This is a genomic window from Actinocatenispora thailandica, assembly GCF_016865425.1.
GTDB lineage: Bacteria > Actinomycetota > Actinomycetes > Mycobacteriales > Micromonosporaceae > Actinocatenispora > Actinocatenispora thailandica.
Genome location: NZ_AP023355.1, coordinates 6,731,821 through 6,757,478, shown reverse-complemented (window position 1 = coordinate 6,757,478; position 25,658 = coordinate 6,731,821). Strand labels below are relative to the sequence as shown.

Sequence of the window (25,658 nt, the reverse complement as noted above, 5' to 3'; positions counted from 1 at the left end):
GGCCGGTGGGCGGCGCGGATCCGGATGGCGACTCGGCGGGTGGTGCGCGGTCGGGCGGCGACTCGGCGGGTGGTGCGGCTCCGGTGGCTGGCCGGGGCGTTCGGGGGAATGATCGGCGGGGCGGGCCGGCGCCGCGGTCGTCACCCGCCGCCGGGCATCAGTCGACCAGCTCGCGGAGCACGCGGGCCAACCGGCCGTTGCCGAGCAGGCCGCCGTCCCGGCTGAGCGGCGCGCTGCGCACCTTCAGCTCGCCGAACGTGACCTTGCAGTGCACCCGGACCGTCGGGGTGCCCTGCCGGCGCGGTACCGCCGCGAGGTGCATGGTCCGCGACCCGAACAGCGACCGTCCGTAGAGCTCGACCTCGACCCCCTCCGGCACGGTGATCTTCACCTCGCCGCAGAACGTGCGTACCTCGATGTCGACGGTGCCGTCCCGCACCGCCTCGGCGTCCATGGTCGCCTCGCGCAGGTCGAGCTTCGTCGACCCGAACAGGGCCCGTACCCGGGTGTGCCGGGACACCCGCCACCGCCCGTGCTGCTTGTGCTCGCCGAAGACGGCGGAGATGACGGTGACCGGCTGGCTGGTGCCGACCGGGGGCGCCGGGTCCAGCCCCGCGGTGACCTCGGCCAGCTCCTCGCTGGTGTCCGCGGCCCAGGCCGCCCCGGCCCGGACCCCGAACTCCTCCAGGGTGAGCCGGCCCTCGCCGCAGGCGGCCTGCAGCAGTTCGACCGCCGCCTCGCGGTCGGCGTCGGTCAGTGGTGGCGGCGGCACCGGCCGCAGGTGTTCGGGCTGCATGGCGGCAGCGTACCAAGCCTAGACGTCACCGTGAAGTCAGAAAGACGTCTCAGTTCCGCCGGGGCGGCGCCGGTCAGGCGGCGCGGATCGTCACCGGATGCTGGCCGAGCCGGAACGCGGCGGCGACCCGGTGCGGCTGCCCCCCGCCGGTACCGCCGGACACCCGCAACGCGCCGGACACCGGCGCGGACACCCGCGGCGCGGACAGCACCGCGCCGGCCACCACGATCGCCAGCCGCTGCCCGGCGTACCGGCTGGTCGCGTCGCTGATCGCTTGCTGGCCGGCGGAGCTGAACCGGACCGTGACCGACCAGCCGGCGCTCCGGTCGGAACCGGTGTGCACGTCCGTCACCTGGCGACCGGACAGCACCGACGGGCCCAGCCGGTACCGCGCCCCGGACCGGTCGCAGGCCGGCCGGCCGCCCGGAGTGCAGCCGGGCGACGGCGTGCTGACGTCGAGCACCGGCCGCACCGACAGGTCGGTACGGATCGGGGCCAGCGCCCGCAGCCGGGACAGCGCCGCGGACCGGCCCGGTGGCACCGCGACGACGATCCGCCCGCCGTGCACCTCGTACCGGGCGCCCCGGCCGGCGAGCAGGGTCAGCAGCTTGCCGGCGTCCACCCGGGTCGAGTCGTCGCCGTCGACGGTGAACGACGCGGTGTGCCAGCTCGCCCCCCAGGCCGGCCCGTCGCGCCGGGACGCGTGGTAGAGCAGGTAGCCGGACAGCCCGGCGCCGCCCACGACCGTCAGCAGGCACACCACCAGCGCCACCACCAGACCGATGTGGTGGCGCTGCGGGTCCGGTGCGGCCCAGGGCGGCTCGGTCACCTCAGCCGTCCGGCTCCGGCACGGTGATCTTGGCCGGCGCCGGTACCCCGAACAGCAGGCCGACGACGTCGGAGACGGTGTGCGTGCCGTACGCGATGGTCGAGTGCGGCTGCACCTGGAACATGATCGCGATCGCGTACCGCTCGTCCGGGCCCGCGAAGCCGACCGAGTTGAGCACCCAGTGCTTGCCGTACGAGTCGGTCTCGAACGACCAGCCGTCCTTGTCGCCGGGGTGCTGGTCCTGGCCGGCGGCCCAGACCCCCCACTGCTGGTTCGACGCCACCCCGCGCATCGCGGACACCAGGTAGGAGCGGTCGTCCGGCGCGGTCTTGGTCAGCACGTAGGTCATCAGGTGGGACAGGTCCTCGGTGGTGCACTTCACGAAGCCCCAGTAGGTGCCGTCGGTGAAGCCGGGCACGAAGTGCAGCCCGGACATGCCGAACACGTCCCGGAACCGGGCCAGCTGGTCGTCCCCGCCGTACCGCTGCCACAGCCGGTCCGACGCGTTCTCGTCGGAGAAGTTGAGCATGTTCGCCATGTCGGTACGGTCCGCGTCGGTCAGCGTGACCTCGCCGGCCCGCTGCCGGCGCAGGATGTCGGTGGCCATCGCCAGCTTGATCGTCGAGGCGGTCCACCCCGGGTGCGTCACCGGGCCGTGCTGCCAGCTCTTGCCGGTCTTGCGGTCGGTGATCTGGACGCTCAGGTAGGCGTTCGTCGCGGCGTGCTGGTCCATGTAGGCCTTGGCGGCCGCGTACCGCCGCTGCTGCACGCAGTCCGCGTCGCACGCCTTGCTCGGCTTCGCCGACGGGGCCCGGCTGGTGCGGCTGGGCGCCGGTGTGGTGCCCCCGGCGCGACCACCGGCGCGTTCCGGCCGGGTACCGCTGCCGTGCGACCACCACGCCACCCCGCCGCCCACGGCGAGCAGCACCAGCACCACCCCGGCGGAGGCCAGCACCAGGCGCCGGCGACCCGACCGCCGGTACCGGTGACTTCCACCTCGCTGCCCACCCATGACGCTCGGACGCTACCGCATCGGGCCGCGCCGGCCGTCCCGCCGGACGGCCGAGCGTTGCACGGGCAGGGCAGAATCCCTGCAGGCCCCGACGCGAGGAGGTGGCTGGGCGTGAGCGCACCGGCCCCGTACCCGTCCCCGGCGATGCCGCCGGCCACGAACCAGCCCGCACCGGCGCGACCCGCTCCGGGCGGGCCGCCCGGCTGGATCGGCCTGCTGCTCGCCCTGCCGATGACCCTCGGCTGGTTGGTCTGGCTGGTCCTCCCCACCGCGCAGACCGTGATCCAGGCGTTCACCGGCCGGGCACCCGGCATCGCCAGCAGGACGGTGCCCGGCAACGCCGCCGCCCACGCCGGCGACTTCACCGACCCGCTCGGCACCGTCGGGCGCACCCTCGTCGAGGCGGCGCTGCCCACCCTGGTGATGCTGATCGTGGTGCCGCTGCTGTCCTTCGCCGCCGCCGAGGCGCCCACCGCCCTGCGCCGAGTGGTCCGAGTGCTGCTCGCGGTGCTGGCCGCCGGGTTCGCTCCGGCCGTGCTGATCGCCGCCTGGCGGCACCTGAGCTACCTGCCGGACGGGTTCGGCCACGGGCTGGTTCGCTCCGGGCCGGGCCTCGGTGTCCTGATCATGCTCGCGATGTTCGGCCTGATCGCCGGGATCGGGGTCAGCGCGCTGCTCGCCGCGCTGCGCCGGCGCGCCACCGACCGGCCCGGCCGTACCGTCGGCGGCGCGCTCGTGACCTGGGCGGTGCTGGTGCTCGGCACCTTCGCGATCGGGCTGCAGGCGATCAGCTTCACCCTGCTGCTCGCACCCGGCCGGGACACCGCCTCGCTCGGCGCCCGCGCGTTCCAGGACGCGTTCATGCTGCTGCGGTTCGGGCAGGCCGCCGCCGACAGCACGATCCTGCTGGTACCCGTCGCGGTGCTCGGCCTGGCCGCCGGCCTGATCGTGATCCTGGCCCGGCCGCGGCTCGAGCTCGACCCGCCCGGCCGCGCCGCCGGCCCGCTGCCTCGCCCCAGCTCGACCCGCGCCGTCCTACTCGGTGTGGTCGCGCTCGCCGGCACCGTCGCGCTGCTCGCCATCGACGCCTACCCCCGGCTCGGCCTGTTCACCGAGCAGCACACCGCGTCGAGCCCGCAGTCCATCGCCGGCACGCTCACCGGCGCGCTGCTGCCCGCGCTGATCGCGACGGTCGTCCAGCTGCTCCTCGCGTACCCGGCCGGGATCGGGATCGGCGCGTTCCGCCCGCTGGGCCGGTACAGCCACTGGCTGCTGCTGCCGTTCATGCCGTGGCTGTTCGTCACGATCACCCCGCTGCTGACCGTGTCGGTGCAGTCGGCGATGGCCCACGACCACCTGAACACGTTCCTCGGTACGATTCCGCCGATCCTGGTCAGCGTCCCGGCGCTGCTGCTGTTCACGCTGTTCGGCGCCGGCCAGGGGCACCGCTGGCGGGCCGCCCGGGCAGCCCACCGGCCGGCCGCCTTCCTGCGTACCGTGCTGGTGCCGTCGCTCCCGCTGCTCGGCGTCGTCGCGATGGCCACCTGGCTGTACCAGGCGCACGACTTCCTGTGGCGCTACTCGGTCGTCAGCGACATGAGGCACGCCGCCGCGGACGTGGCGGTGCTGCGGCAACTGGGTAGCTACACGGCGGCGTGGCCGAGCCCCGGGCTGCTGCTCGCCGCCGCGCCGCTGGCGATCCCCGCCCTGCTGGTCTTCGCCGTGGTGCAGGTCTGGTACCTGGACCGTCTCGCGCTGCGGCTCGGCGACCCGGACCCTGCCGCCGCACGCGACGCTGCCAGCGGTCCAGCCGGCCCGGTCGGTCCGGGCGGTGCGGCCGGGATCGGCGGTCCGGGCGGGCCGGCGGGGTTCGGTGGTCCGGGCGGGCCGGCGGGGTTCGGTGGTCCGGGTGGTCGGTACGGTGCCGCCTTCGGCGGCCCGGACCAGGTCGGGCCACGGCTCGGCGCGCCGCCCCCGGCCGTCGTCCCGCCCGGGACCGCAGCCGGCGCCGCGCCGGCCGGCCGCGGCGCGCCGGCCATCCCGCCAGGCCTGTCGCCGGCCGCGCCGGGCGGGCTCCCGGCCGCGCCGGGCGGGCTGCCGGCCGCGCCGGGCGGGCCACCTGGGGCGGCGGGCCGGTTCCCGGGGCAACCTGGGCCGAGCCTCGGCGGTGCCCCGCCCGCCGGTCCGCCGCCTCCCGGGTTTCCGCCGCACATCGGCGGTGCGCCCGACGGTGCAGGTGCGCCGCACCCCGGCGGCGCCGGCGTGCCCGGTCCCGGCGGTGCGCCGCGGGGTGGCCGGGCGGACGGGCCCGCGACACCGGGCGCGGCGCCGGAGGGGGCGCGGCAGGACGGTCCGGCCGACGACGTACGGTGAGCGACCGGCCGGCTTCGGTGCGAAACGTGTGTTTCGGGTCGGCTGCGCTTCCGGTACCGTTTCACCCTTCCCTCGACCGCTGACGAAGAGTGAGGCGTCGTGCCCACGCCCCGTCCTGCCCGAATCCTCGGCGCCATCCTGCTGATCCCCGCCGGTGTGCTGCTCGTCGTCGGGCTGCTGGTGCCCTTCCTCCGACTGCTCGCGGTCGCGGCGGTCACCACCTCGGCGGCCGGCGACTCCCGGTTCACCGGGCTTGCCGCGTTCCGTGACCTGCCCGGCCGGTACTGGCACAGCTACCTCGGCGCGATCGCGCTGATCGGGCTGCCGCTGCTGGTGTGCCTGCTCGTCGCGCCGGCCATGGCGTACGTGCTGCGCCGTGCGGTCACCCCCGCCCGGCTCGCCGCCCGCACGATCACCGCGGTCCTGGTCGCCAGTTGCGCACCGCTCGTGGTCGCCGTCGGGTGGCCCGGCCTGCGGCACCGGGTGTTCGCCGGCCCGGCCGCGCTCGACCTGGTGGTGCTGGCCGGCGCCCTGGTCGCGGTGGCGCTCGGCGTGGCGCTGATCGCCACCCTCGCCGCCGGTTCGAGCCGGTCGCTGGCCGCGATCGTCGGTGCGCTCGGGCTCGGTACGCTCGCGCTCGGCTGGCAGCTGATCACCGTGTCGGGCCAGATCGGTTCCCCGGTCACCGGCGGCTCCGGCGGCTTGTGGACCCCCGCGTACGCGGCGCGGTTCGCGCTGTCCGCCGGCGACGAGCAGTACGGTTCGCGCCGCGCCGCGATGGCCGTGGTGCTGCTCGTCGCGGTCGGCGCCTGCGGCCTGGCGGTCTGGCTCGGCGGTCTGGTGCTGCGGCCACGGCTGGTCCGCGCGGCCCGGCGGCCCGACCCGCTGCCGTCGCCCGCCCGCCGCCGGGACGCGGTGCACCTCGCCGCCGGCGCGGTGCTCGCGCTGCTGGCGGTGGGCGCGCTGGCGGCGGCGCTGGTCCCGATCCCGTCGGCGAGCGGCTGGCCGTCCCGGGCGGGCTCGTTCGGTCACCTGCTCGGTACCGCGATGGCCCGCCCGGCGCTCGTCATGCTGGGCGCGGTGGTGGTCGCCGCGGCGGCCGGCATCGCGATCGGTGCGCTACGGCCCGCCGGCCGGCACAGCTGGTGGCTGCTGTTGCCGTTCGCGCCGGGATTGTTCGTCACGGTGGGGCCGCTGGAGGCGCTGGACCGCCAGTTCGACCCGGTGCCGGCCGGGCTGGTCTGCGTACCCGCGGTGTTCGGGTTCGCGCTGCTCGCCGCCGGCCACCGGGACCGCTGGCTGCGCCGCCGGGCCGGTGGCGACCGGTTCGCCTGGCGCGCCCTGCTCGGCCCGGTGGCGCCCTTCGCGGTACTGGTCTGGTTGGCCGGGCTGCTGGTTCGCACCGCCGACCCGGCCGGGGCCAGCGCGACGCTGGACCGGCTCGGCGTGGGCAGCTCGACCGTCGTCCTGCTCGCCGCGCCGGCTGCGCTGCTGGCGGCGATCCTGCTGATCGTCCTGCAGTTCGGCTACCTGGACCGGCTGACCCTGGTACTGAGGGCCGACGTCACCGTCCCGGCCGACGCGGGCGCGGGCACACCCGCGGTCGACCCGGACACCGACTCCGCCGTGGACGGCACCGGCTCCGACCTGCCGCCGGACGCGGAAGCGCCCGCCCGGCGGGCGGCGGCTGGTCCGGCGGCCGAGGACGGGCCGGGACGACAGCGGGGCGGGGCACGCCGGTCGAGGCGCCCGGCCGAGTCGACGGCGTCGCGTACCGCCGACGGCACCGAACCGGCGGCGGGCGGCGACGAGGTCAGTGCATGGCTCGGCTCGCTCCGCGATACGGACCGGGCGTCGGCGCCGGCGTCGCCCCCGCCGGACGACCCGGCCGCGAAGCCCACCGCGGCACCGCGGCAGCGGCGTGCCCGTAAGGCGTCCGGATCCTCGAAGGCCGGTGCCGGCAACCCGGACCGTGCCGGCAACCCGGACCGTGCCGGCAACCCGGACCGTGCCGGCAACCCGGACCGTGCCGAGAATCCGGACGGTGTGGGGAAGCCGGCGGATGCCGGGGGTCCGGACGGTGTGCGGAAGCCGGCGGATGCCGGGGCCCGGACAGTGTGGGGGAGCCGGCGGATGCCGGGGGTCCGGACGGTGCCGGCCAGCCTCGCCGCGGCGAAGCCGGTCCGGACGATCCGGCGGCCGGGGTCGACGGGGCCGGTGCCGCCGAGCGGCCGGGCGCGTCGGAGCGGGCCGGTACGGCGGATGCCGGAACCGGGAAGCGGCGCGGTACCGCCGCGAAGCGGACGGCGAGCACCGGGAAGCGGCGGGCGGCGAGGAAACCGCCGGCCCCGCGGGCAGCCGAAGAGTCCATTGTGGACAACGCGGCGTCCGGGCCGGAGGACGCCTGACCGGCCTTCCGCGGTCACCGCGCCAGCACACCGCACGTCGCCCTGCCACGACGTCGCCCCGTCGCCATCCGACGACGCCGCCCCGTCGCCCTGGAACGACGTCGCCCCGTCGCCATGCGACGACGTCGCCCTGCGACGGCGTCGCCCGGTCGCCCTGCGACGGCGTCGCCCGGTCGCCCTGCGACGGCGTCGCCCGGTCGCCCTGCGACGGCGTCGCCCGGTCGCCCTGCGACGGCGTCGCCCGGTCGCCCTGCGACGGCGTCGCCCGGTCGCCCTGCGACGGCGTCGCCCGGTCGCCCTGCGACGGCGTCGCCCCGTCGCTTCGTCGAGACCGCCCCGGCGAACCGGTACGGCGGTCGGACGGCGCCCAGCTGAACCGGCTCAGGCGGTACTCGCGACGCGATCACCGCCGGGCCGGGCCAGGCCGGTGAGCGCTTCCACCACCCGGGGCCAGGCGGGCGCGGCGGGATCGACCACGGTGAAGTGGTCGGCGCCGTCCAGCTCGACCAACCGGAGGCCGCGCCGGCCGGCGTAGTCGCGGGTCAGCACGATCGGCACCCGTCCGTCGCCGGGCGCGTGCACCAGGACGGTCGGCACCTCCGGCGCCGGCAGCGCGGCCGGGTCGGCGGCGGCGTACCGGTCCGGGTGCGCGCCGGGCCCGCCGCCCATCAACGCGTCCGCGGCGCCGAGGTCGAGCCATCGCCGGTACGTCTCGGCCAGGTCGCAGACCGACGCCAACCCGAGCACCCCGCGTACCGGCGGGGCAGTGTCGCGGTGGCCCGGTGCGCCGGCCGGCAGCCGGTGCCGCAGTGCGCCCCACAGCGCCAGGTGGCCGCCGGCGGAGTGCCCCGCGTACACGGCCGGGCCCGGTTCCACGCGGCCCGGCGCGGCGGCGGCGAGCAGCTCCGGGGTGGCGTCCAGCGCCGCGGCGACATCGGTGAAGGTGGCCGGCCAGCCGCCGCCGTCGCCGGTCCGCCGGTACTCCGGGCAGGCGACGGCGTAGCCGCGCCCGGCGAGGTCGGCGGCGAGCGATGCCAGGTAGCCGCGGTCCACGTCGTGCCGCCAGTACCCGCCGTGCAGCGCGATGACCAGCTGCCCGGCCCCGCGCTCCGGCAGCCACCCGTCGACCACCTGGTCCGGCAGCGTCCCGTAGCGCACCGTCACGTCCGGTGGTGGGGCAGGACGTGACAGTATGTCCCGGTTTTCGGCCATGGCCAGTCTCCCCTGCTCCGGACCGTCGTGCGCGCCACGGTAGGTGATCTCACGTCCGCGGTGTTCGGGCCGGGTTCGCGGGCGGCGCGGGTCGTGCGTCAGGATGGGAGTATGACCGAGACACCGCGCGAGCAGCAGCAGTCCGACGAGCCGGAGTCCCGCACCGTGCTGGTGGTGGGTCCGGACGGTCGGCCGGTCGGCGCCGTCGACGTCGATCCCGCCGAGGCGGATGCGGCGAAGGACCCGGCCAACCAGATCGAGCAGCCGGCCAAGGTGATGCGGATCGGCAGCATGATCAAGCAGCTGCTGGAGGAGGTACGGGCAGCGCCGCTGGACGAGGCCGGCCGGCAGCGGCTCAAGGAGATCCACGCGCGCTCGATCGTCGAGCTGGAGGAGGGGCTGGCGCCGGAGCTGCGGGAGGAACTCGACCGGCTGTCGCTGCCGTTCAACGACGATTCGACGCCGACCGAGCCGGAGCTGCGGATCGCGCAGGCGCAGCTGGTGGGCTGGCTGGAGGGGCTGTTCCACGGCATCCAGGCGGCGCTGATGGCGCAGCAGATGGCGGCCCGGATGCAGCTCGACCAGATCCGTGGCGGCCAGCGCCCGGCGCTGCCGGCCGGCCAGGCCGGCATGATGATGCCCGGCATCCCGGGCGGCACCGACCACGGCGACTCGCCGAACCGCACCGGCCAGTACCTCTGACCGGCGCGCGGCGGCCGGGCCGGTAGCTCTCCGGCCCGCGGTGGCCGGGCCGGTACCTCGGGCGTGCGGCGGCCTGGTGGGTAGCTCTCCGGCGTGCGGTGGCCGGGCCGGTAGCTCTCCGGCGCCCGGCGGCCGGGTCAGTCGATCGGGGCGGGCTCGAACAGCCGGTCCAGATAGTCGGCGATGCCGTCGTCGTCGTTGCTGGTGGTGACGGCGTCGGCGGCGGCCCGCACCGCCGGCTCCGCGTTGGCCATCGCCACGCTGTGCCCGACGAAGCCGAACATCGGCAGATCGTTCGGCATGTCGCCGAACGCGACGATGCGCTCGGGCGGCACGCCGTACTGCTGGGCGACCCAGGCGAGGCCGGTGGCCTTGGTGACGCCGGCGGCGGAGATCTCGATCAGGCAGTCGTGCGAGGAGCGGGTCACCTCGGCGACGCCGCGCAGGCTCTCCGACATCTGCTCGGCGACCGCGTCGGGCGCGCCGTCCAGCCGGGCCAGCAGCTTGATCGCCGGGGACGCGATCAGCTCGGCGAGTTCGCCGGGCCGCACCAGCGGGGAGATCTCGTTGATCGGGTAGTGCGCCTCGTGCCGCAGCCCGTCGTTGGTCTCCGCCGCGAACGCGACGTCCGGGTACCGGTCCTGGAGCCGTTCGACGACGTGGGCGAGCAGCTCCGGCGCCAGCGGTCGGTGCTCGACGACCTGGTCGGCGGCACCGTCGTAGATCACCGCGCCGTTGGAGCAGACGGTCAGCGAGGTGGGCGGCCCGGTCTGCGCCACCACCTCGGCCAGCCACCGGATCGGCCGCCCGGTCACCATCACGAACGGCACGTCGTGTGCCCGCAGCCGGGCCAGGGCGGCGAGGGTGCGCGCGCCGACGGTCCGGTCGGTACGCAGCAGAGTGCCGTCGAGGTCGCTCGCGACCAGTGCGGGAGGTGTCATCCCTTCCATCTTGCCGGCCGGCACCGGCAGCCGCCGCTCGCTGTGGCCACGGCCATAGCTGTCGGTCGATGTATCGGGGCGACGGGGAATGTCAGTTGTAGTACTTGGGGTCGCAACCGACCGACTTCATCACCTTGTCCGGCACCTGCTGACCGTTCGTCCAGTCCGGCTGCCCGCCGTCCGGCCCCGGCTCGCAGATGCTGGTGCCGAGCACCAGCTGGATCCACTTGCCGTTCTGGTACTGCAGGACGGCGACGGCCGGATCGTTCGCCTGCCCGCCGCTCTGCCCGAACAGGTGGACGCCGGCGAAGCCGCCCGCGCAGACGATGTTGCCGTGCACCGCGAAGTTCGCCCCGTCCGTGGTGCCGCCGCCGCCGTTGGTGCTCCCCGACACGGACCTCTGCACCTGTTCGTTGCTGGGGCACGGGTCGGACGGGCTCGGGCTGGCGCTGGCGCTCCTCGCGCCGCCGGCCGCCCGGGTGGGATCGGCGCTGGGGCTGTCGCTCGGCCCGGCGCTGGCGCCGAACTTCTCCCACGGCTGCAGCAGCACCGCGGTGGTCCCGGCGGCGAGCAGGAACGCCGCGGCGGCCACCAGCGGCAGCCAGCGGCGCCGCCGGGCCGGTACCTCCGGCGCCGGCTCGGGCTGCGGCACCGTGATGCCCGGGTCGAGCCGGTCCATCGCCTGCGCCACCCGCGGCGACAGCGCGGGTGCCGCCGGCGAGTGCAGCGCGCCCTCGGCGACGGCGGTCTCCGGCTGCTCCAGTACCGTCGGCGCGACGCCGAGCGCCCGATGCAGCGCCTGACCGACCAGCGGGATCCGGCTGGAACCGCCGACCAGGAAGATCCCCGCGAGCGCGCCGGCCGGGGTGCCGGACCGGCCGATCGTCCCGGCGGTCTCGGCGACCGCGGACCGCACCAGCGGCGTCGCCAGCTCCTCGAACTCGCCGCGGGTCAGGTGCGTGGCGGTGGGCAGTCCGGGCACGTGCACGCCGGCCTGGCTGGCCCGGGACAGGATCTCCTTGGCGGCGCGGGCGTCCTGCCAGACCAGCGCCCGGTCCCGCAGGTCGGTGGGTGAGCGGGGGGTGGTCAGCCGGGCCCACAGGTCGGGTGCCTGGCGCTGGATCGACCCGGCCAGATGTCCGATGATCGCCGCGTCGATGTCGATGCCGCCGACCGTGTCCAGGCCGCCGGTGGCGGCCACCACCAGCTGGCCGCCGGCCCGCCGCACGACCGCGACGTCCAGCGTGCCGCCGCCGAAGTCGAACACCGCGAGCCCCTGCCCGGCGGCCAGCCGGCTGCCGAGCACGGCGGTGAAGTAGCAGGCGGCGGCGATCGGCTCGGCGACCATGCCGGCGACCGGCAGGCCGGCCCGCCGGGCCGCCTCGGCGAGCACGCCGCGCCGCGCCGGGCCCCACGCCACCGGATGTGTCAGTACCGCCGGGGGCAGCACCCCGGCGACCCGCCGCGCCTCGTCCGCGACCCGGCGCAGCACGGCGGCGATCAGGTCGGCGACGGCCACCGCGCGGTCCCCGAGCAGGACGGTGCCGTCGTCGATCCGGCGCTTCGGGTGCGGTTCGAAGCGGGCCGGGTCGTCCCGGGACAGGTGGGCGGCGTCCCGCCCGACCAGCAGGGTGCCGTCGGGCGCCGCGAACACCGCCGACGGCAGCAGCGGTGACCCGTCGAACAGCAGCGTCCGCGCCTGGCCCTTCGCGTCCCGCAGCAGCGCCACCGTGTTGGAGCTGCCGAAGTCGACGGACAGCGCGAGTGGCTCGGGCACAGCCGGTGCCTCCGGGGGGAGAGGGATCAGGCGACGCGGTTGGACAGCGTACCGACGCCGTCCACGGTGACGTCGATGGTGTCGCCCGGCCGCAACGTGAAGGACAGGTCCGGCACCACGCAGGTACCGGTGAGCAGCACGGAGCCCTGCGGGAAGTCGAGTTCCCGGTAGAGCCAGCCGGCGAGTTCGTCGAGCCCGCGGTGCAGTTGCCTGGTGCTGGCGTCGCCGGCGAACACCTCGGCACCGTCGCGCCGGATGGTCAGGTGGATGCCGAGGTCGCCGGCGTCGGGCAGGGCGGCGACGGGCACGATGCCGGGGCCGAGCGCGCACGAACCGCGCCAGATCTTCGCCTGCGGCAGGTACAGCGGGTTCTGGCCCTCGATGCCGCGCGAGGTCAGGTCGTTGCCTGCGGTGTACCCGACGACCGTGCCGGCGTGGTCGAGCACCAGGGCCAGCTCCGGCTCGGGTACGTCGTTGCCGGAGTCGGCGCGCACCCGGACCGGCTGGTCCGGTCCGACCACTCGCCAGGCGGGCGCCTTGAAGAACAGCTCGGGTCGATCCGCCTCGTACACCAGCTCGTAGACGTCGGCCTGACCGGACTCCTCGACCCGGGCCTGCCGGGACCGCTGGTAGGTGACGCCGGCCGCCCACACCTCGGTCCGGCCGTCGACCGGCGGCAGGTAGGCGAGCTGGTCGGCCGGATGGCTCGGGCCGGACGGGTCGGTGACGGCGGCGGCGAACCCGTCGGCGCCGCGGGCGAGCAGGTCGGCGATGGTCACACCGGGCAGCGCGGTGACCGCGTTCCCGTCCCGTACGCCGACCTCCGGTTGGCCGGACTGCGGGTTGCTGAACCGTACGACCTGCATCTGGTGCTCCCTCCGCGGCGCCCCGGCGGTACGCGGGGTGCGCGCCGCCCGCCGTCATGGTCGCGGCGCCACCCGGCGGGATGCAAGCCCAGAGATCCGATGACTTCGCGGGGTGCGGGGGCCGGTCAGCCGTCCAGGAGCCGGTCCAGGTAGCTGGCGACGCCGTCCTCGTCGGCCGGGCCGGTCACCTCGTCCGCGATCGCGATCACCTCGCGATGCGCCCCGGCCACCGCGACGCCGTGCCCGGCCCAGGCGAACATCGGCACGTCGTTCGGCATGTCGCCGAAGACGAGCACGTCGCCGGGGTCGATGCCGAGCGCGTCGGTGACGAAGGCCAGGCCGGTCGCCTTGGTCGCGCCGTGCGGCGCCAGCTCGACCATCCCGCCGGACGAGGACGCCTCGCACAGCTGCGGCGGGATCACCCGCCGGCACACCGCAAGCAGGTCGTCCAGGCTCATCGACTCGGCCATCAGGAACGCCTTGACCAGCGGCCCGCGCAGCGACTGGGCGCGTGGCCGGGTCTCGGTCGGTTCCGGGTACGGCCAGACGAACCCCACATCCGTCCACAGTGGAGAGTTGACCGCGGTACCGGCCTCGACGGCCAGCTGCACCGGCCCGATCTCGGCCTCCACCAGCGCAACCGCCCGCGCGATCGACGGGGCCGGCACCGTCATCGAGTGCAGCAGCACCGGAGCCGCGCCGCTGGTGTCGTAGATGTGCGCGCCCTGGGCAAGGACCAGGTAGTCGGACGGGCCGAGATCACGCATGGTCAGCTCGATCAACCGGGGGCCGCGGCCGGTCGCCCCGACCAGCACCACGCCGTTGGCGCGCAGCCGGGCGAGCACCTCGTGCGACCGGTCGCTGACCGTCCCGTCGGACCGCACCAGGGTGCCGTCCATGTCGGTGGCGACCAGCTTCGGCAGTGAACTGCGCACACACACCTCTCACCGTGTCCCGGAGCCTCGGGCCCGGGCGACCAACGATAGATCTCCGCGCCCCCCGGTGCGCCGGACCCGCCGCCATTCCGGTCGGTCGACGACCGAACGGGGGCACCTCGCAGCGCTTCGGGTCGATCAGGTGCGAACCGGGGTCAGCACGTCGCGGCCCAGGTACGACTGGAGTGCCTTCGGCACCCGAACCGAACCGTCCGGCTGCTGGTGGTTCTCCAGGATCGCGACCAGCCACCGGGTCGTCGCCAGGGTGCCGTTCAGGGTCGCCGCGACCTGCGGCTTGCCGTCCTCGCCGCGGTAGCGCACGCCGAGCCGGCGGGCCTGGAACGTGGTGCAGTTCGAGGTCGACGTCAGCTCCCGGTAGCGCTGCTGGCTCGGCACCCAGCCCTCGATGTCGTACTTGCGGGCCGCGCTGCTGCCGAGGTCACCCGCCGCGGTGTCGATCACCCGGTACGGCACCTCGACCTTGCCGAGCATCTCCTCCTGCCAGGCGAGCAGCCGCAGGTGCTCGTCGGCCGCCTGCTCCGGCCGGCAGTACGAGAACATCTCGATCTTGTCGAACTGGTGCACCCGGATGATGCCGCGGGTGTCCTTGCCGTAGCTGCCGGCCTCCCGCCGGTAGCAGGACGACCAGCCGGCGTACCGCTTCGGTTCGGCCAGCTCCAGGATCTCGTTGCTGTGGTACGCCGCCAGCGGCACCTCGCTGGTGCCCACCAGGTAGAGGTCGTCGGCCTCCAGCCGGTAGACCTCGCTGGCGTGCGAGCCGAGGAACCCGGTGCCCTCCATGGTGTCCGGCTTCACCAGCGACGGCGTGATCATCGGCGTCAGTCCGTACTCGACCGCCTGCGCGAGCGCGCACTGGAACAGCGCCAGCTGCAGCAGTGCGCCGACCCCGCGCAGGAAGTAGAACCGGGCGCCGGAGACCTTCGCACCGCGCTCCATGTCGATCGCACCGAGTAGCTCACCCAGCTCCAGGTGGTCCCGCACGGTCGGCAGGTCGGGCTTCTCGCCGACCTCCTTGAGCGTGACGAAGTCGTCCTCGCCGCCGGCCGGCACCCCGTCCGCGACGAGGTTGGGCACCGCGAGGTGCGCGGCGCGCAGCGCGTCGGCCGTCGCGGTGACCGACAGGTCGGCCGCCTTCACCTCGGCCGCCAGCTGCTTGGTGCGCGCCAGCAACTGCTGCTTCTCGTCGCCCTGCGCCCGCGCGACCTGCTTGCCCAGGCCCTTCTGCTCGGCCCGCAGCTTCTCGAACCGGACCAGCGCGGCCCGGTGCTGCTCGTCGGCGCCGAGCAGCGCGTCGACGGACGACTCGGACTCGCCCCGAGCCCGCTGGCTCGCTCGCACCGCGTCCGGATCGTCACGCAACAGTCGCAGGTCAATCACGCCGCGAGCCTACCCGGCGGGCCCTGTCACCTTCGAGCCGATATGCGGCCGCCGGATCCCCGCGCGCACCGCGCGTGGGCGGCGGACGACCGTGGTGCCCTCGGGGTCGGTACGGTCGATCGGCGGTTGGCGGGGGTTCGGCGCGCTAGCGTCGTGGTGTCCGAGAAGATCCGAGGAGGGCACAGCATGCCGGTACGGAAGGCTTCTGCCGAGTGGCGGGGCGGATTGCAGGACGGCGCGGGGCGGCTGGCGCTGGGCAGCGGCGCGTACGAGGGTGACTACTCGTACAAGTCCCGGTTCGGCGACGGTTCCGGCGGGACGAATCCCGAGGAGCTGATCGGCGCGGCGCACGCCGCGTGCTTCTCGATGTCGCTGTCGAACCTGCTCGCCAGCGACAACCACCCGCCGACCGCGGTGCAGACCACCGCCGAGGTCACCATCCGGCCGGAGGACGGCCAGCCGACGATCACCTCGATCGCGCTGCACACCGTCGGTACGGTGCCGGGGCTGACCGCCGAGCAGTTCGCCGAGTACGCGGCGAAGGCGAAGGCCGGCTGCCCGGTGTCCCGCGCGCTGGCCGGGACCACGATCACCCTCGACACCCAGTTCAGCGGCTGACCGCCGGCCCGGCCCGCCCCCGTGCGGGGCGGACAATCGGGTGATGGCGGTGCCGATGTCGCGGGAGCGGTTCGAGGAGTTGGTCGCGGACGCGCTGGACAGCGTGCCGGAGCAGCTGCTGAAGCTGCTGAACAACGTGGTGATCCTGGTCGAGGACGAGTCGCCGCCGGACGGGCCGCGGCTGCTCGGCCGCTACGAGGGGTACGCGTTGACCGAGCGCGGCGTCGACTACGGCGCCGTGCTGCCGGACCGGATCACCATCTTCCGCAACCCGATCCTGTCGATCTGCCGCACCGATGCCGAGGTCGCGCACGAGGTCAGCGTCACCGTGGTGCACGAGATCGCGCACCACTTCGGCATCGACGACGCGCGGCTGCACCAGCTCGGCTGGGGCTGACGACCCGCCGCCGGCCTGGCGCCGGTCAGCGCGACCAGGGCGGGGTGACCGGGCTGCCCTGCACCGTCGCGGTGACCCCGGCGGACGTGCAGACCAGCGCCACCGTCGGCTCGTCGCCGGTGTTGCCGACGGCGAACGGCACCCCCGGCGGTACCAGCAGCGCGTCGCCCGGGCCGGCGGCGACCGCGACGCCGTCGATGTGGCCGCTGAGCACGCCGGACTGGACGACGAACACCTCTTCCTTGTCGACGCTGTGCTCCTGCGGGTCGGAGCGCGGCGGGACGTTCAGGTACCAGATGGCGAGTTCGGTGCTGCCGCGGCTGGGTACCGCCATCGGCCGGGCGCTGATGCCGTGTGCCTCGACGGTCGGTGCGTCGGCGTAGCTGAGTGCGGGCATGACGTGACCTCCGTATAGTCAAGTTGCTTGTCTATCTGTAGGTAGTAAAGCAGCTTGACCATGAGAGCGCAAGGCAGGTTGGGCACGGCGCAAGGTTGGGGACGGCGCAAGGCAGGCTGGGGACGGCGCAAGGCAGGCTGGGCACATGGACGAGGGCGCGGGCAACAGGGGTGAGCTGGCGGTGCTGCTGGCCACCGCCTACCAGGTGACGATGGCCGGGCTGACCGAGCACCTGGCGTCGGTCGGGCACCCCGGGGTGCGGCCGGCGCACGGCTTCGTCTTCCTCTACCTGTCCAACCACCCGACCGCCACGTCGGTCGATCTCGGCGCCTACCTCGGGGTCACCAAGCAGGCCGGCGGGCAGCTCGTCGACGAGCTGGTACGGCGTGGGTACGTGACGCGCGAGCCGCACCCGTCGGACCGGCGGGCGCGGGTGCTGCGACTGACCGAGCGGGGTTGGGACTGCATCGAGCAGGTCGTCGCCTACTGGGACGGGGTGGAACGGCACTGGGCGACGCTTGCCGGGCCGCAGCAGCTGGCCGCCGCCCGGGCCGCGCTCGCCGCGTACGTCGCCGACGCCCCGCACGGCATCCGGCCCGTCTGGTGACCGGTACCGCGGGCACCCGGTGACGGCCCGGCCGGTTACGGCAGGGCGCGCCGACCCGGACCAGTCGGGTCGGCGCGCCCTCTTCCCCGTGTGGTGACGCCTGGCGGCTGCCGGGAGAAGTCCCGGCAGCCGGTGCCGCGGCTACTTGGTCTGCGCAGCCGCCTGGTAGAGCTGGGCCGGCGCGACCGCGCCGGCCAGCACCCGGCCGTCGTCGGTGATCAGCACCGAGAACAGCTTGGTCTGGACCAGCCGGCCCGAACCCCAGGAACCGTGCACCTTCGGCAGCGAGTCGAGGAACTTCGTCGTCGCGGCCGAGGCCTTCTTCTGCTCGGCGGTCTTGCCCGCCGGCACCGTCGTGTCGACGCCCTTGGCGACCAGCACCGAGGTCCAGCCGCTCCCGACGATCTGCGGCTTGTTGCCGTCCTTGCCGTGCTGCTGCCGGTCACGCTGCTTCGGCGCCACCTTGCTGTGGCCCGAGCTGCCCGGCTTCGCCTCGGTCACCTTCGTCCCGGCCGGCGGGTTGAACCGGAACTCCGACGCGTCCGGCTTGGCGAACGACACCGAGGTGAAGCCCGCCTCGAACGCCGGATCCGCCGAGCCGCGGGCGAAGATCTGGACCCGCAGCGGGATGTGCTTGTCACCGTCGATCGCGATCCGGATCTGCTCCACCCGCGAGTCGTGCTGCTTCGGCGTGACGACCAGCTCGTACGCCTTGCGGCCGGCCACCTTCGCGGTGCCGTCGGTGCCGATGTTGGTGTTCGGCGCGAGCTGGGTGAGCAGCTGCGACACCCCACCGGACAGCGAACTCGGGCCGGTCGACGGCAGCACCGACGGGGCCGCGGACGGCCGCTTCGCGGAGTCGGCCGACAGCGTGCGGTGCGTCGCCGACTTCTTCGCGCTGTCGTACAGCCAGACGTCCTTGCCGTTGCGGATCGCGTCGTTCTCCGCGACGCCGGTGCCCTGCACGGAGAGCCGCACGTGCTGCGGGCCGTCGTACCAGACCTTCGCGGTGTGGCTGCCGGTGACCAGCGAGTTCAGGTCGGTGCCGTTGAGCGCCGGCAGCTTCGGCAGGCCCAGGTCCGACTTCTGCACGATCGTGCCGGACAGGCTGTTCACCCTGGCCTGCGCGACGTCCATGAGCAGTTGCTGCGGGCTGCGCTCGGGCAGCCCGGACGACGCGTTGGCGATGAGTGCCTTGCCTGCGCCCGCGGCGCCGATCACGGCGACCAGCGCGACCGCCGGAATCGCCCAGCGCACCGCCGGCCGTGCAAACACCGACATGCCTACCCCCTTCACTACCGTCTGGTCGACCGTCCCCTCGTATCGACCGGTTCCCAGCATGGCCCAGCCGCGCTGTGAGCCACCTGAGCGGAGCTGAGCAGCTCTCAGGCTCGATGCGCGACCATGGGTGTCCCCACAGGTACCGGGAGGCACGATGCGGCTGCTGGTGGTCGAGGACGAGGTGCGGCTCGCCGCCGCGCTGGCGCGCGGGCTGTCCGCGGAGGGCTTCACCGTCGACGTGCGGCACGACGGCCCGGGCGGGCTGGACGCGGCCCGGCACGGCGACTACGACGCGGTGATCCTGGACATCATGCTCCCCGGCCTCAACGGGTACAAGATCATCCAGACGCTGCGCGCCGAGCAGAACTGGGTGCCGGTGCTGATGCTGTCCGCGAAGGACGGCGAGTACGACCAGTCCGACGGGCTGGATGCCGGCGCGGACGACTACCTCACCAAGCCCTTCTCGTACGTGGTGCTGCTGGCCCGGATCCGCGCGCTGCTGCGCCGCGGGGTACGGGAGCGGCCGGCGGTGCTGTCCGCCGGTGACCTGCGGCTGGACCCGGCGACGAAGGAGGTGACGCGGGACGGCCGGCCGATCGAGCTGACCCCGCGCGAGTTCGCGTTGCTGGAGTACCTGCTGCGCCGCGGCGAGGCGGTGGTGTCGAAGATCGAGCTGCTGGACCACGTCTGGGACGCGCCGGAGGACACCGACCCGAACGTCGTCGAGGTGTACGTCGGCTACCTGCGCCGCAAGATCGACACCCCGTTCGGCCGGTCGTCGCTGCGCACCGTCCGGGGCGCCGGCTACCGTCTGGTGGCCGACTAGGGTCGGTGCCCCGGGCCGGTGCGGGGCGCCGAGCGGCCCCAGCCGGCCGTGACTCTCCGCCGGCCGTGCCGTCGGGGCGGGCCCGCCACCGGTCCACGCACGCCGGCCGGCGCGCGACGGTGGGTTCACGGCGGTCGGACGACGAACGGCGGAGGCGAGCGATGCGCTGGTGGTCCCGGCTCGGCCTGCGCGGCCGGCTGACCCTGATCGCGGTGGCGGGCCTGGCGATCGGGCTCACCCTGGGCGGGGCGTTGCTGGTCTTCGCGCTGCAGGCCACCCTGTCCAGGGCGCTGGACAACAGCGCCCTGGACAGCGGCCGGCAGGTCGCCGCGCTGGCCCGGGCGGGCAAGCTGCCGGACCCGATCCCGGCCGGTGAACGGGTCGCCACGATCCAGGTGGTCGACCGCGCCGACCGCATCGTCGCGACCTCGGCCGGCGCCGACCGGCTGGTACCGGTGCTGCACGCGGACGAGCTGCGGGACGCCCGCGCCGGGAAACGCTTCGACGTACCGGGTGACCGGGCCGGCCTGGCCACCCCGTTGCGGGTGGTCGCGGTACCGGCCGGTGCCGACACGGTGCTGGTGGCGGTGTCCCGCAGCGAGCTGGCACAGAGCGTCGGGCTGGTCCGCAACGTGCTGCTGGTGGCGTTCCCGGCGCTGGTGGCGGTGCTGGGGTTGGTCGCCTGGCGGGCCGTCGGCTGGACGCTGCGGCCGGTCGAGGCGTTGCGCCGGGGCGCCGAGGAGATCGCGAGCGCCGGCTCGCCGGCGAACCGGCTGCCGGCGCCCGAGACCGGCGACGAGGTGGCGCGGCTCGCCACCACCCTGAACGGGATGCTGACCCGGCTGTCGGCGAGCCAGGACCGGCAGCGCGCGTTCGTCGCGGACGCCGCGCACGAGTTGCGCAGCCCGGTCGCGAGCATCCGTACCCAGCTGGAGGTGGCGCAGCGGCTCGGCGACCGGGCCGAGTGGCCGGAGGTGGTACGCGACCTGCTGGTCGACACCGAACGGCTGTCCCGGCTGACCGAGGATCTGTTGCTGCTGGCCCGGTCCGCCGACTCGGACGAGGCGGCCGCCCGGATGGCCCGCCGGGCCGAACGGGTCGACCTGGCCGCGCTGGTCACCGACGTCGCCGACCGGTACGACACGGCCCGGGTGCCGGTCACCACCCGCATCGACGCGCCGGCCGAGGTGCACGGCGACCCGACCGCGCTGGCCCGGGTGGTGGGCAACCTGCTCGACAACGCGGTACGGCACGCCGAGACCCAGGTGGTCGCCGCGGTGTCGGTGGTGGCCGGGGAGGCGGTGGTGGTGGTCGACGACGACGGGCCGGGCATCCCGCCGGCGGACCGGGACCGGGTGTTCGACCGGTTCACCCGGCTCGACGACGGGCGGGCCCGGGACGAGGGCGGTTCCGGCCTCGGCCTCGCCATCGTCGCGGAGCTGGTCGCCGCGCACCACGGCACCGTCACGCTGACCATCGCGCACCACCGGGACCGCAACGTCGGTGGACCCGGCGGCCCCGGCCTGCGTGCCGAGATCCGCCTCCCGCTGCTCGCCCCGACGGGCTGACACTCGCCGGCGCCCCGCCTCGGCGAACCGCGCCCGGCTCTCTGCGGGCCGGCACCCGCCTCGACGGAGCGGCGCTCGGCTCGGCGAACCCGGCTCAGCTCCTGGCGAACTCGGCGCGCCAGCGGCGGACCGGCGGGTCCTCGCTGGTGTCCGCGAGATCCTCGACCAGCACCGGCCGCAGCCCGTCGACCGCGAACGCGTCGATCTCGGCCCGGGTCAGCGGCCACGGCATCCGGCCGGCCGGGCCGTCGTCGTCGCGGGCCCGCGCGACGACCAGCAGCCTGCCGCCCGGTCGCAGCAGCTCGGCGAACCGACCGATCGCCCGGCGGCGGGCCGCGCCCTGCAACGTCTGCACCGTGTACGCCTCGAAGACCAGGTCGAACGTGCCGAGCAGGTCGTCCGGCGGGTCGAGCAGGTCCGCCACCCGGTAGCTCACCGGCGAGCCGGTGAACCGCTCCCGGGCCGCCCGCACCGCGCTCGGGGCCACGTCGAAGGCGACGGTGTCGTACCCGAGGGCGGCGAGATGCTCGGCGTCGTCGCCGAGGCCGCACCCCACCACGAGGGCCCGGCCGCGGTGGTCGGTGCGCGCCGCGGACCAGTCCACCAGCAGCGGGTTGGGTTCCCGGTCGGCCCACGGCACCACCGCGGTGCCGGACTCGGCCGCCGCGTACAGCCGCTCGAACCAGCCGGTGTCGTCGCCGACCGCGACGGCCTCCGCCGCCAGCTTCCGCGCGTACCCGCGCCGCTCGTCGTCCGTCATCCTCGTCCCTCTCGGTCGTCCTGTTCGTCGCCGGCCCAGTACGCCACCCGCAGCACGCCGGTGTTGGTGGCTGCCGCCCGGCCGGTGGTACCGGTGTCCGGCACCCGACCGCTGGTGTCCGGGGCGAGGCCGGCGGTGCCGGTGTCCGGGGCGAGGCCGGCGGTGCCGGTGTCCGGGGCGACGAGGACCGCGCGGCCGGCGTTGGGCAGCTCGGGTACCTGCCGGGACAGCCCGGCCGCGAGCCGGGGGACGCCGACCGCGAACAGCGTGCCGTGCCCGACCAGTACCGCGGTGCCGCCGGCGGGCAGTGCGGCGAGCACGTCGAGCAGCACGGTACGCAGCCGTCGTACCAGATCCGCGCCGTCCTCGCCGCCGGGCAGCCGCGGTCGCAGGTCGTCCCGCCAGCGGGCGAACGTGTCGGCCACCAGCAGCGCGTCGGCCGGGTCGGTACTGCCGTGCAACGTCCCGATCAGCGCCTCGTGCCCGGCCGGATGTACCCGTACCGGCAGTCCGTACCGCGCGGCGAGCGGTTCCGCGGTCTGCCGGGCGCGGGCCATCGGTGACGACCAGATCGTGTCCGGCGCGTCCTCGGCCGGCCAGTCCGCGGCCAGCCGGGCCACCTGCCGCTCGCCCAGCGGCGACAGCGGTACGCCGGGGATGGCACAGGTCAGCGAGTGGTCCACGTTCGCGGTGCTCTGCCCGTGCCGCACCAGCACCACCCGCCGGCTCACCGCGCCACGAAACCTCTCGCCACGAAACCTCTCGCCACGACATCCCAACGCCCGCCGCGGCCAGCGTCGATCATGGCGTTGTCTTGGCTGGACAGCGCTTTCCGGTCAGACAACGCCATGATCAACTCGCTCGGGCGGCGTGGGGGCGTGGGGTGGGGGTGCGGATGCTGGTCAGCCAGGTCTGCGCCTCGGTGAAGTCGGCGTCGGACATGCCGGGTGGCGGTGGCACCGGCGGCTCGGCGCCGGCCCGCGGGTAGGAGCCGAAGTAGCGCACGTCCCGGCAGATCCGGCGCAGCCCGGCCAGCGCCTCGCCCATCCGCGCGTCCGCGACGTGTCCGGTGCAGTCGAGCAGGAAGCAGTACCGGCCGAGCGCCTCACCGGTGGGCCGGGACTCGATCCGGCTCAGGTTGACCCCGCGCACGGCGAGCTCGGTGAGCACCGCGAGCAGCGCGCCGACCCGGTCGTGCGCGATGAACACCGCGATCGTGGTGACGTCGTTGCCGGTCGGCGCGGGTGCCGCTGCGGGCCGGCCGAGCAGGACGAACCGGGTCATCGCGTCGGCGTGGTCGGCGACGCCCTCGGCCCGGATGGTCAGCCCGTGCCGGTGCGCGGCGAGCGGCGTGGACAGCGCCCCGTCGTACTCGCCGGCGGCGCACCGGATCGCCGCGGTGGCGTTGGAGAGCACGTCGGTGACGGTCGCGGCCGGTACGGTGCCGCGCAGCCAGTGCCGGCACTGCGCGGCAGCCTGCGGGTGCGCCGCGACGGTCCGTACCTCGTCGAGGGCGCGGCCGTCCCGGGTGGCGAACACGAACCTGATCGGCAGGACCACCTCGCGCCGGATCTGCAGCGGGTCGCCGCCGACCAGGTCGTCGACGGTCACCGGCACCGAGCCGCCGACCGAGTTCTCCAGCGGTACCAGCGCCGCGTCGGCGTCGCCGGTGCGCACCGCGTCGAGCGCCTCGGGCACCGTGCGGGACGGCAGCAGGGTGGCGTCCGCCGCCTCCGGCAGGGTTCGCAGCGCCTCCTCGCTGAAGGTCCCTTCCGGGCCGAGATAGCTGTACCGTGCGGTCGACATGCGGCGAGCTTACGGCGTGGTGTGGGGCAGCCGGCCGGGCCGCCGATGTCGCCGTGCCGACCAGTTCGGGCTGTCCCGGGGGCCGCGTACCGTCGGGGTCGAGCTGTGACGAACGCCGTCAGGGCCGGCGAACCGGGGCACCACCGCATGGCCAGTTTGTCGACTACAGTTCGTGATAGAATTCGCCATAAAGCCGTGACTACGACCACAAATCCCGCCACGCTGAGTTACCTCGCGTAACCGGGTCTTCTCAGTAAGTGCGGCAATACCTATCGTGGACAGATCCGCTCAGGTACGGAGCGGGTCATTAGCGGAGGTTTGTTGTGCGCACTGACGGCTCGCAGGCACCCTCGGATCTGATCCAAAGTGTGTCCCGTGCACTGCGGATCCTGGAGACGGTGGGGCGCTCTCAGCGTGGACTGACGGTCAAGCAGATCGCGCGGCGGTGCGAACTCGGCCTGTCCACCACTTATCACCTCGTGCGCACCCTCACGTACGAGGGTTACCTGATCCGCTGCAACGACGGCACCTACCTGCCGGGGCTGGAGGTGGCGGACAGGTTTCGGGAACTGAGCGCCGCGGTCCGACCGCCGACCGACACCGCGGTCGGGCTGCGCCGGGCGGCCGGCGCCACCGGGTTCAGCCACTACCTGGCCCGGTTCGTCGACGGCAAGGTGGCCATCACCGGCGTCGCCGAGGGGCCCCGGTCGCCGCACCTGGAGGACCTGATCGTCGGGTTCGACGACGCCGCGCACGCCACCGCGATCGGCAAGGCGTTGCTCGCGACCCTGGACGTGACGCACCGGCGGCGCTACCTGTCGGTGGTCGGCATGCGGCCGTACACCCGGTCCACGGTCGTCGACCGGCAGCAGCTGGAGCACGACCTCGCCGGGCTTCGGCGGCGCGGCACCTTCGTCGAGCGCGGCCAGTACCGGGACAACGTGGCCTGCGCGGCCACCGTGATCAGCACCGGCTCGGCCGAGTCGCCGCACATGGTGCTGGGCTGCACGATGTCGCTGGAGGAGTTCCAGCGCAACGAGCCGACGGTGCTGAACCAGCTCGCCACCGTGTCCCGCAGCATCGCCGCCGCGGTGGCGAACAACCCGACGCCGCCGCCGCTGCCGCTCTGAGGTGCGAACGCTCGGCTGTCGCGGTCCGCGGCTGCCGCGCCGAGCTGCGTGCCTTCGGCCGCGGCGACTTCTCGCCGGCTCGCCGGAGCGGCGACTTCTCGCCGGCTCGCCAGGACGGCGGGTCGGCTCTCGTCGTGCCCGGCCCGGCCCGGTGCGGGGACGGGAATCGCGATCTGCACCGTCGCACTCCCGGTCCGTCGCCACTCGGTGACGCGGCCGTAACTTTCGGTTCATCGGCTCCGTAGGACACCGACGTCACGGGGAGGTGGACCGGTGAACGCGACGAACACGGCACCGGCCGGTGTGGGAGTGGCCGAACGCGGCAGGCACAGCGCGACGGCGACGGTCGCGGTCGAGGCGCCGCCGGGCGGTACCGAGTCGGTGTCCGGTACGCCGGCCGGCCCGGACGTCCCCGAGGGTGTGGTCGATGCGCTGCTCTGGCGGGACGCGCAGTACGTGCTGAACCGGCACCGGCCGGACGGGTCGTGCTGCGGGTACTGCGGCGAGCCGAGCCCGTGCACCGCCACCCGGTTGGCCACCCGGGCCGCCAGCGCGGCGCGTACCCCGCTGCGGTCGGTGGGGCACTCCGGCCAGTGGCGGGTGGTCACCGGCGTCACGAGCACGGCGCTGAGCCGTCCCTGATCTCGTACCGATCCGGCTCGGCGCCCCGGCTCGGCCCGGCGCCGGGCGTTCGACCAGGAAGCCGTCCGGCTTCCGCCCCCCGCGATCGGCGGACCACCGGGGACGTCGCTCCCTGGCCGTACCGCGGGGCGGGACGCACCGCATGCACCGCACGGCCCGGCGGTGCGCGAGGCGGTGGTCCCTGACGATGGGCGGGGCGCGCTCGACGTTCCCCCGCGATTCGGGTGCGACCCGCCCATCGATAAGCCTCCGCGGTGAACCCGCTGTGATCGCATTGCTCCTTAAGGTTCCCATAATGTCGGAGTTATCAGCTTTCGGGATGAGATATATGCACCCTTCGGGCTGAATACTGTTCGCATTCCTCCGCACGACCCCTA

23 protein-coding genes are annotated in these 25,658 nt (G+C 74.7%); 9 read left to right on the top strand and 14 right to left on the bottom strand.

Features of this window, described 5'->3' with window-relative positions:
- Nucleotides 1-157 precede the first annotated feature (157 nt).
- The 3 genes from Athai_RS30470 to Athai_RS30460 form a co-directional block, all read right to left on the bottom strand.
- Nucleotides 158-796 (bottom strand): DUF1707 SHOCT-like domain-containing protein, encoded by a 639-nt coding sequence (locus tag Athai_RS30470; protein WP_203964671.1) that lies wholly within the window; start codon nt 794-796, stop codon nt 158-160.
- Between the two features lie 73 nt (nt 797-869).
- On the bottom strand, nt 870-1,625 hold the full coding sequence (locus Athai_RS30465; RefSeq protein WP_203964670.1) for a SecDF P1 head subdomain-containing protein: 756 nt from the start codon (nt 1,623-1,625) through the stop codon (nt 870-872).
- Nucleotide 1,626: 1 nt separating this feature from the next.
- Nucleotides 1,627-2,637: a serine hydrolase gene (locus Athai_RS30460; RefSeq protein WP_203964669.1), complete on the bottom strand. Its 1,011-nt coding sequence runs from the start codon at nt 2,635-2,637 to the stop codon at nt 1,627-1,629.
- A 111-nt stretch (nt 2,638-2,748) separates the two neighbouring features.
- Here Athai_RS30460 and Athai_RS30455 point away from each other — a divergent pair, with 111 nt between their 5' ends.
- Nucleotides 2,749-5,010: a hypothetical protein gene (locus Athai_RS30455; RefSeq protein ID WP_203964668.1), complete on the top strand. Its 2,262-nt coding sequence runs from the start codon at nt 2,749-2,751 to the stop codon at nt 5,008-5,010.
- 2,789 nt (nt 5,011-7,799) lie between these two features.
- On the opposite strand, the gene Athai_RS30450 is transcribed toward Athai_RS30455, so the two are convergent.
- The gene (locus Athai_RS30450; protein ID WP_203964667.1) at nt 7,800-8,630 is read right to left on the bottom strand and encodes an alpha/beta hydrolase family protein; all 831 of its coding nucleotides are present in this window, start codon (nt 8,628-8,630) and stop codon (nt 7,800-7,802) included.
- A 111-nt stretch (nt 8,631-8,741) separates the two neighbouring features.
- Here Athai_RS30450 and Athai_RS30445 point away from each other — a divergent pair, with 111 nt between their 5' ends.
- The gene (locus Athai_RS30445; protein ID WP_203964666.1) at nt 8,742-9,332 is read left to right on the top strand and encodes a bacterial proteasome activator family protein; all 591 of its coding nucleotides are present in this window, start codon (nt 8,742-8,744) and stop codon (nt 9,330-9,332) included.
- Between the two features lie 137 nt (nt 9,333-9,469).
- Here the strand turns inward: Athai_RS30445 and Athai_RS30440 are convergent, their stop codons facing one another.
- From Athai_RS30440 to serS, 5 genes are all read right to left on the bottom strand, one after another.
- Complete coding sequence (locus tag Athai_RS30440; protein WP_338028166.1) at nt 9,470-10,273, bottom strand: Cof-type HAD-IIB family hydrolase; 804 nt, start codon at nt 10,271-10,273, stop codon at nt 9,470-9,472.
- A 91-nt stretch (nt 10,274-10,364) separates the two neighbouring features.
- Nucleotides 10,365-12,050 (bottom strand): Hsp70 family protein, encoded by a 1,686-nt coding sequence (locus Athai_RS30435; RefSeq protein ID WP_203964665.1) that lies wholly within the window; start codon nt 12,048-12,050, stop codon nt 10,365-10,367.
- A gap of 26 nt (nt 12,051-12,076) precedes the next feature.
- The gene (locus Athai_RS30430) at nt 12,077-12,916 is read right to left on the bottom strand and encodes a fumarylacetoacetate hydrolase family protein (RefSeq protein ID WP_203964664.1); all 840 of its coding nucleotides are present in this window, start codon (nt 12,914-12,916) and stop codon (nt 12,077-12,079) included.
- Between the two features lie 125 nt (nt 12,917-13,041).
- Complete coding sequence (locus Athai_RS30425; protein WP_203966476.1) at nt 13,042-13,815, bottom strand: HAD family hydrolase; 774 nt, start codon at nt 13,813-13,815, stop codon at nt 13,042-13,044.
- A 174-nt stretch (nt 13,816-13,989) separates the two neighbouring features.
- Nucleotides 13,990-15,249, bottom strand: coding sequence for a serine--tRNA ligase (gene serS, locus Athai_RS30420; RefSeq protein ID WP_203964663.1), 1,260 nt, complete (start codon nt 15,247-15,249; stop codon nt 13,990-13,992).
- A gap of 186 nt (nt 15,250-15,435) precedes the next feature.
- Here serS and Athai_RS30415 point away from each other — a divergent pair, with 186 nt between their 5' ends.
- Both Athai_RS30415 and Athai_RS30410 read left to right on the top strand, forming a co-directional pair.
- Entirely contained in the window at nt 15,436-15,867 is a 432-nt protein-coding gene (locus Athai_RS30415; RefSeq protein ID WP_203964662.1) for an OsmC family protein, read from the top strand.
- A 49-nt stretch (nt 15,868-15,916) separates the two neighbouring features.
- Complete coding sequence (locus tag Athai_RS30410; RefSeq protein ID WP_203966474.1) at nt 15,917-16,264, top strand: metallopeptidase family protein; 348 nt, start codon at nt 15,917-15,919, stop codon at nt 16,262-16,264.
- Nucleotides 16,265-16,289: 25 nt separating this feature from the next.
- Here Athai_RS30410 and Athai_RS30405 read toward each other — a convergent pair whose 3' ends face one another.
- Nucleotides 16,290-16,661 carry a cupin domain-containing protein gene (locus Athai_RS30405; protein ID WP_203964661.1) on the bottom strand — a complete coding sequence of 124 codons (372 nt, stop codon included), beginning with the start codon at nt 16,659-16,661 and terminating at the stop codon, nt 16,290-16,292.
- Between the two features lie 145 nt (nt 16,662-16,806).
- On the opposite strand from Athai_RS30405, the gene Athai_RS30400 reads away from it, so the two are divergent.
- Nucleotides 16,807-17,268 carry a MarR family winged helix-turn-helix transcriptional regulator gene (locus Athai_RS30400; protein WP_239157271.1) on the top strand — a complete coding sequence of 154 codons (462 nt, stop codon included), beginning with the start codon at nt 16,807-16,809 and terminating at the stop codon, nt 17,266-17,268.
- Between the two features lie 141 nt (nt 17,269-17,409).
- Here Athai_RS30400 and Athai_RS30395 read toward each other — a convergent pair whose 3' ends face one another.
- Nucleotides 17,410-18,549, bottom strand: coding sequence for a LolA family protein (locus Athai_RS30395; RefSeq protein ID WP_203964660.1), 1,140 nt, complete (start codon nt 18,547-18,549; stop codon nt 17,410-17,412).
- Between the two features lie 154 nt (nt 18,550-18,703).
- Here Athai_RS30395 and Athai_RS30390 point away from each other — a divergent pair, with 154 nt between their 5' ends.
- Both Athai_RS30390 and Athai_RS30385 read left to right on the top strand, forming a co-directional pair.
- Nucleotides 18,704-19,375: a response regulator transcription factor gene (locus Athai_RS30390; protein WP_203964659.1), complete on the top strand. Its 672-nt coding sequence runs from the start codon at nt 18,704-18,706 to the stop codon at nt 19,373-19,375.
- 161 nt (nt 19,376-19,536) lie between these two features.
- Nucleotides 19,537-20,943 carry a sensor histidine kinase gene (locus Athai_RS30385; RefSeq protein ID WP_203964658.1) on the top strand — a complete coding sequence of 469 codons (1,407 nt, stop codon included), beginning with the start codon at nt 19,537-19,539 and terminating at the stop codon, nt 20,941-20,943.
- 94 nt (nt 20,944-21,037) lie between these two features.
- On the opposite strand, the gene Athai_RS30380 is transcribed toward Athai_RS30385, so the two are convergent.
- From Athai_RS30380 to pheA, 3 genes are all read right to left on the bottom strand, one after another.
- Nucleotides 21,038-21,703: a class I SAM-dependent methyltransferase gene (locus Athai_RS30380; RefSeq protein WP_203964657.1), complete on the bottom strand. Its 666-nt coding sequence runs from the start codon at nt 21,701-21,703 to the stop codon at nt 21,038-21,040.
- Nucleotides 21,700-22,434, bottom strand: a complete 735-nt coding sequence (locus Athai_RS30375; protein WP_203964656.1) for a histidine phosphatase family protein — start codon at nt 22,432-22,434, stop codon at nt 21,700-21,702. Before Athai_RS30375 ends, Athai_RS30380 begins: the two co-directional genes overlap by 4 nt.
- Nucleotides 22,435-22,555: 121 nt before the next feature.
- The gene (gene pheA / locus Athai_RS30370) at nt 22,556-23,509 is read right to left on the bottom strand and encodes a prephenate dehydratase (protein ID WP_203964655.1); all 954 of its coding nucleotides are present in this window, start codon (nt 23,507-23,509) and stop codon (nt 22,556-22,558) included.
- A 368-nt stretch (nt 23,510-23,877) separates the two neighbouring features.
- On the opposite strand from pheA, the gene Athai_RS30365 reads away from it, so the two are divergent.
- Both Athai_RS30365 and Athai_RS30360 read left to right on the top strand, forming a co-directional pair.
- Nucleotides 23,878-24,639 carry an IclR family transcriptional regulator gene (locus Athai_RS30365; RefSeq protein WP_239157270.1) on the top strand — a complete coding sequence of 254 codons (762 nt, stop codon included), beginning with the start codon at nt 23,878-23,880 and terminating at the stop codon, nt 24,637-24,639.
- Between the two features lie 273 nt (nt 24,640-24,912).
- On the top strand, nt 24,913-25,281 hold the full coding sequence (locus tag Athai_RS30360) for a hypothetical protein (protein ID WP_203964654.1): 369 nt from the start codon (nt 24,913-24,915) through the stop codon (nt 25,279-25,281).
- Nucleotides 25,282-25,658 lie beyond the last annotated feature (377 nt).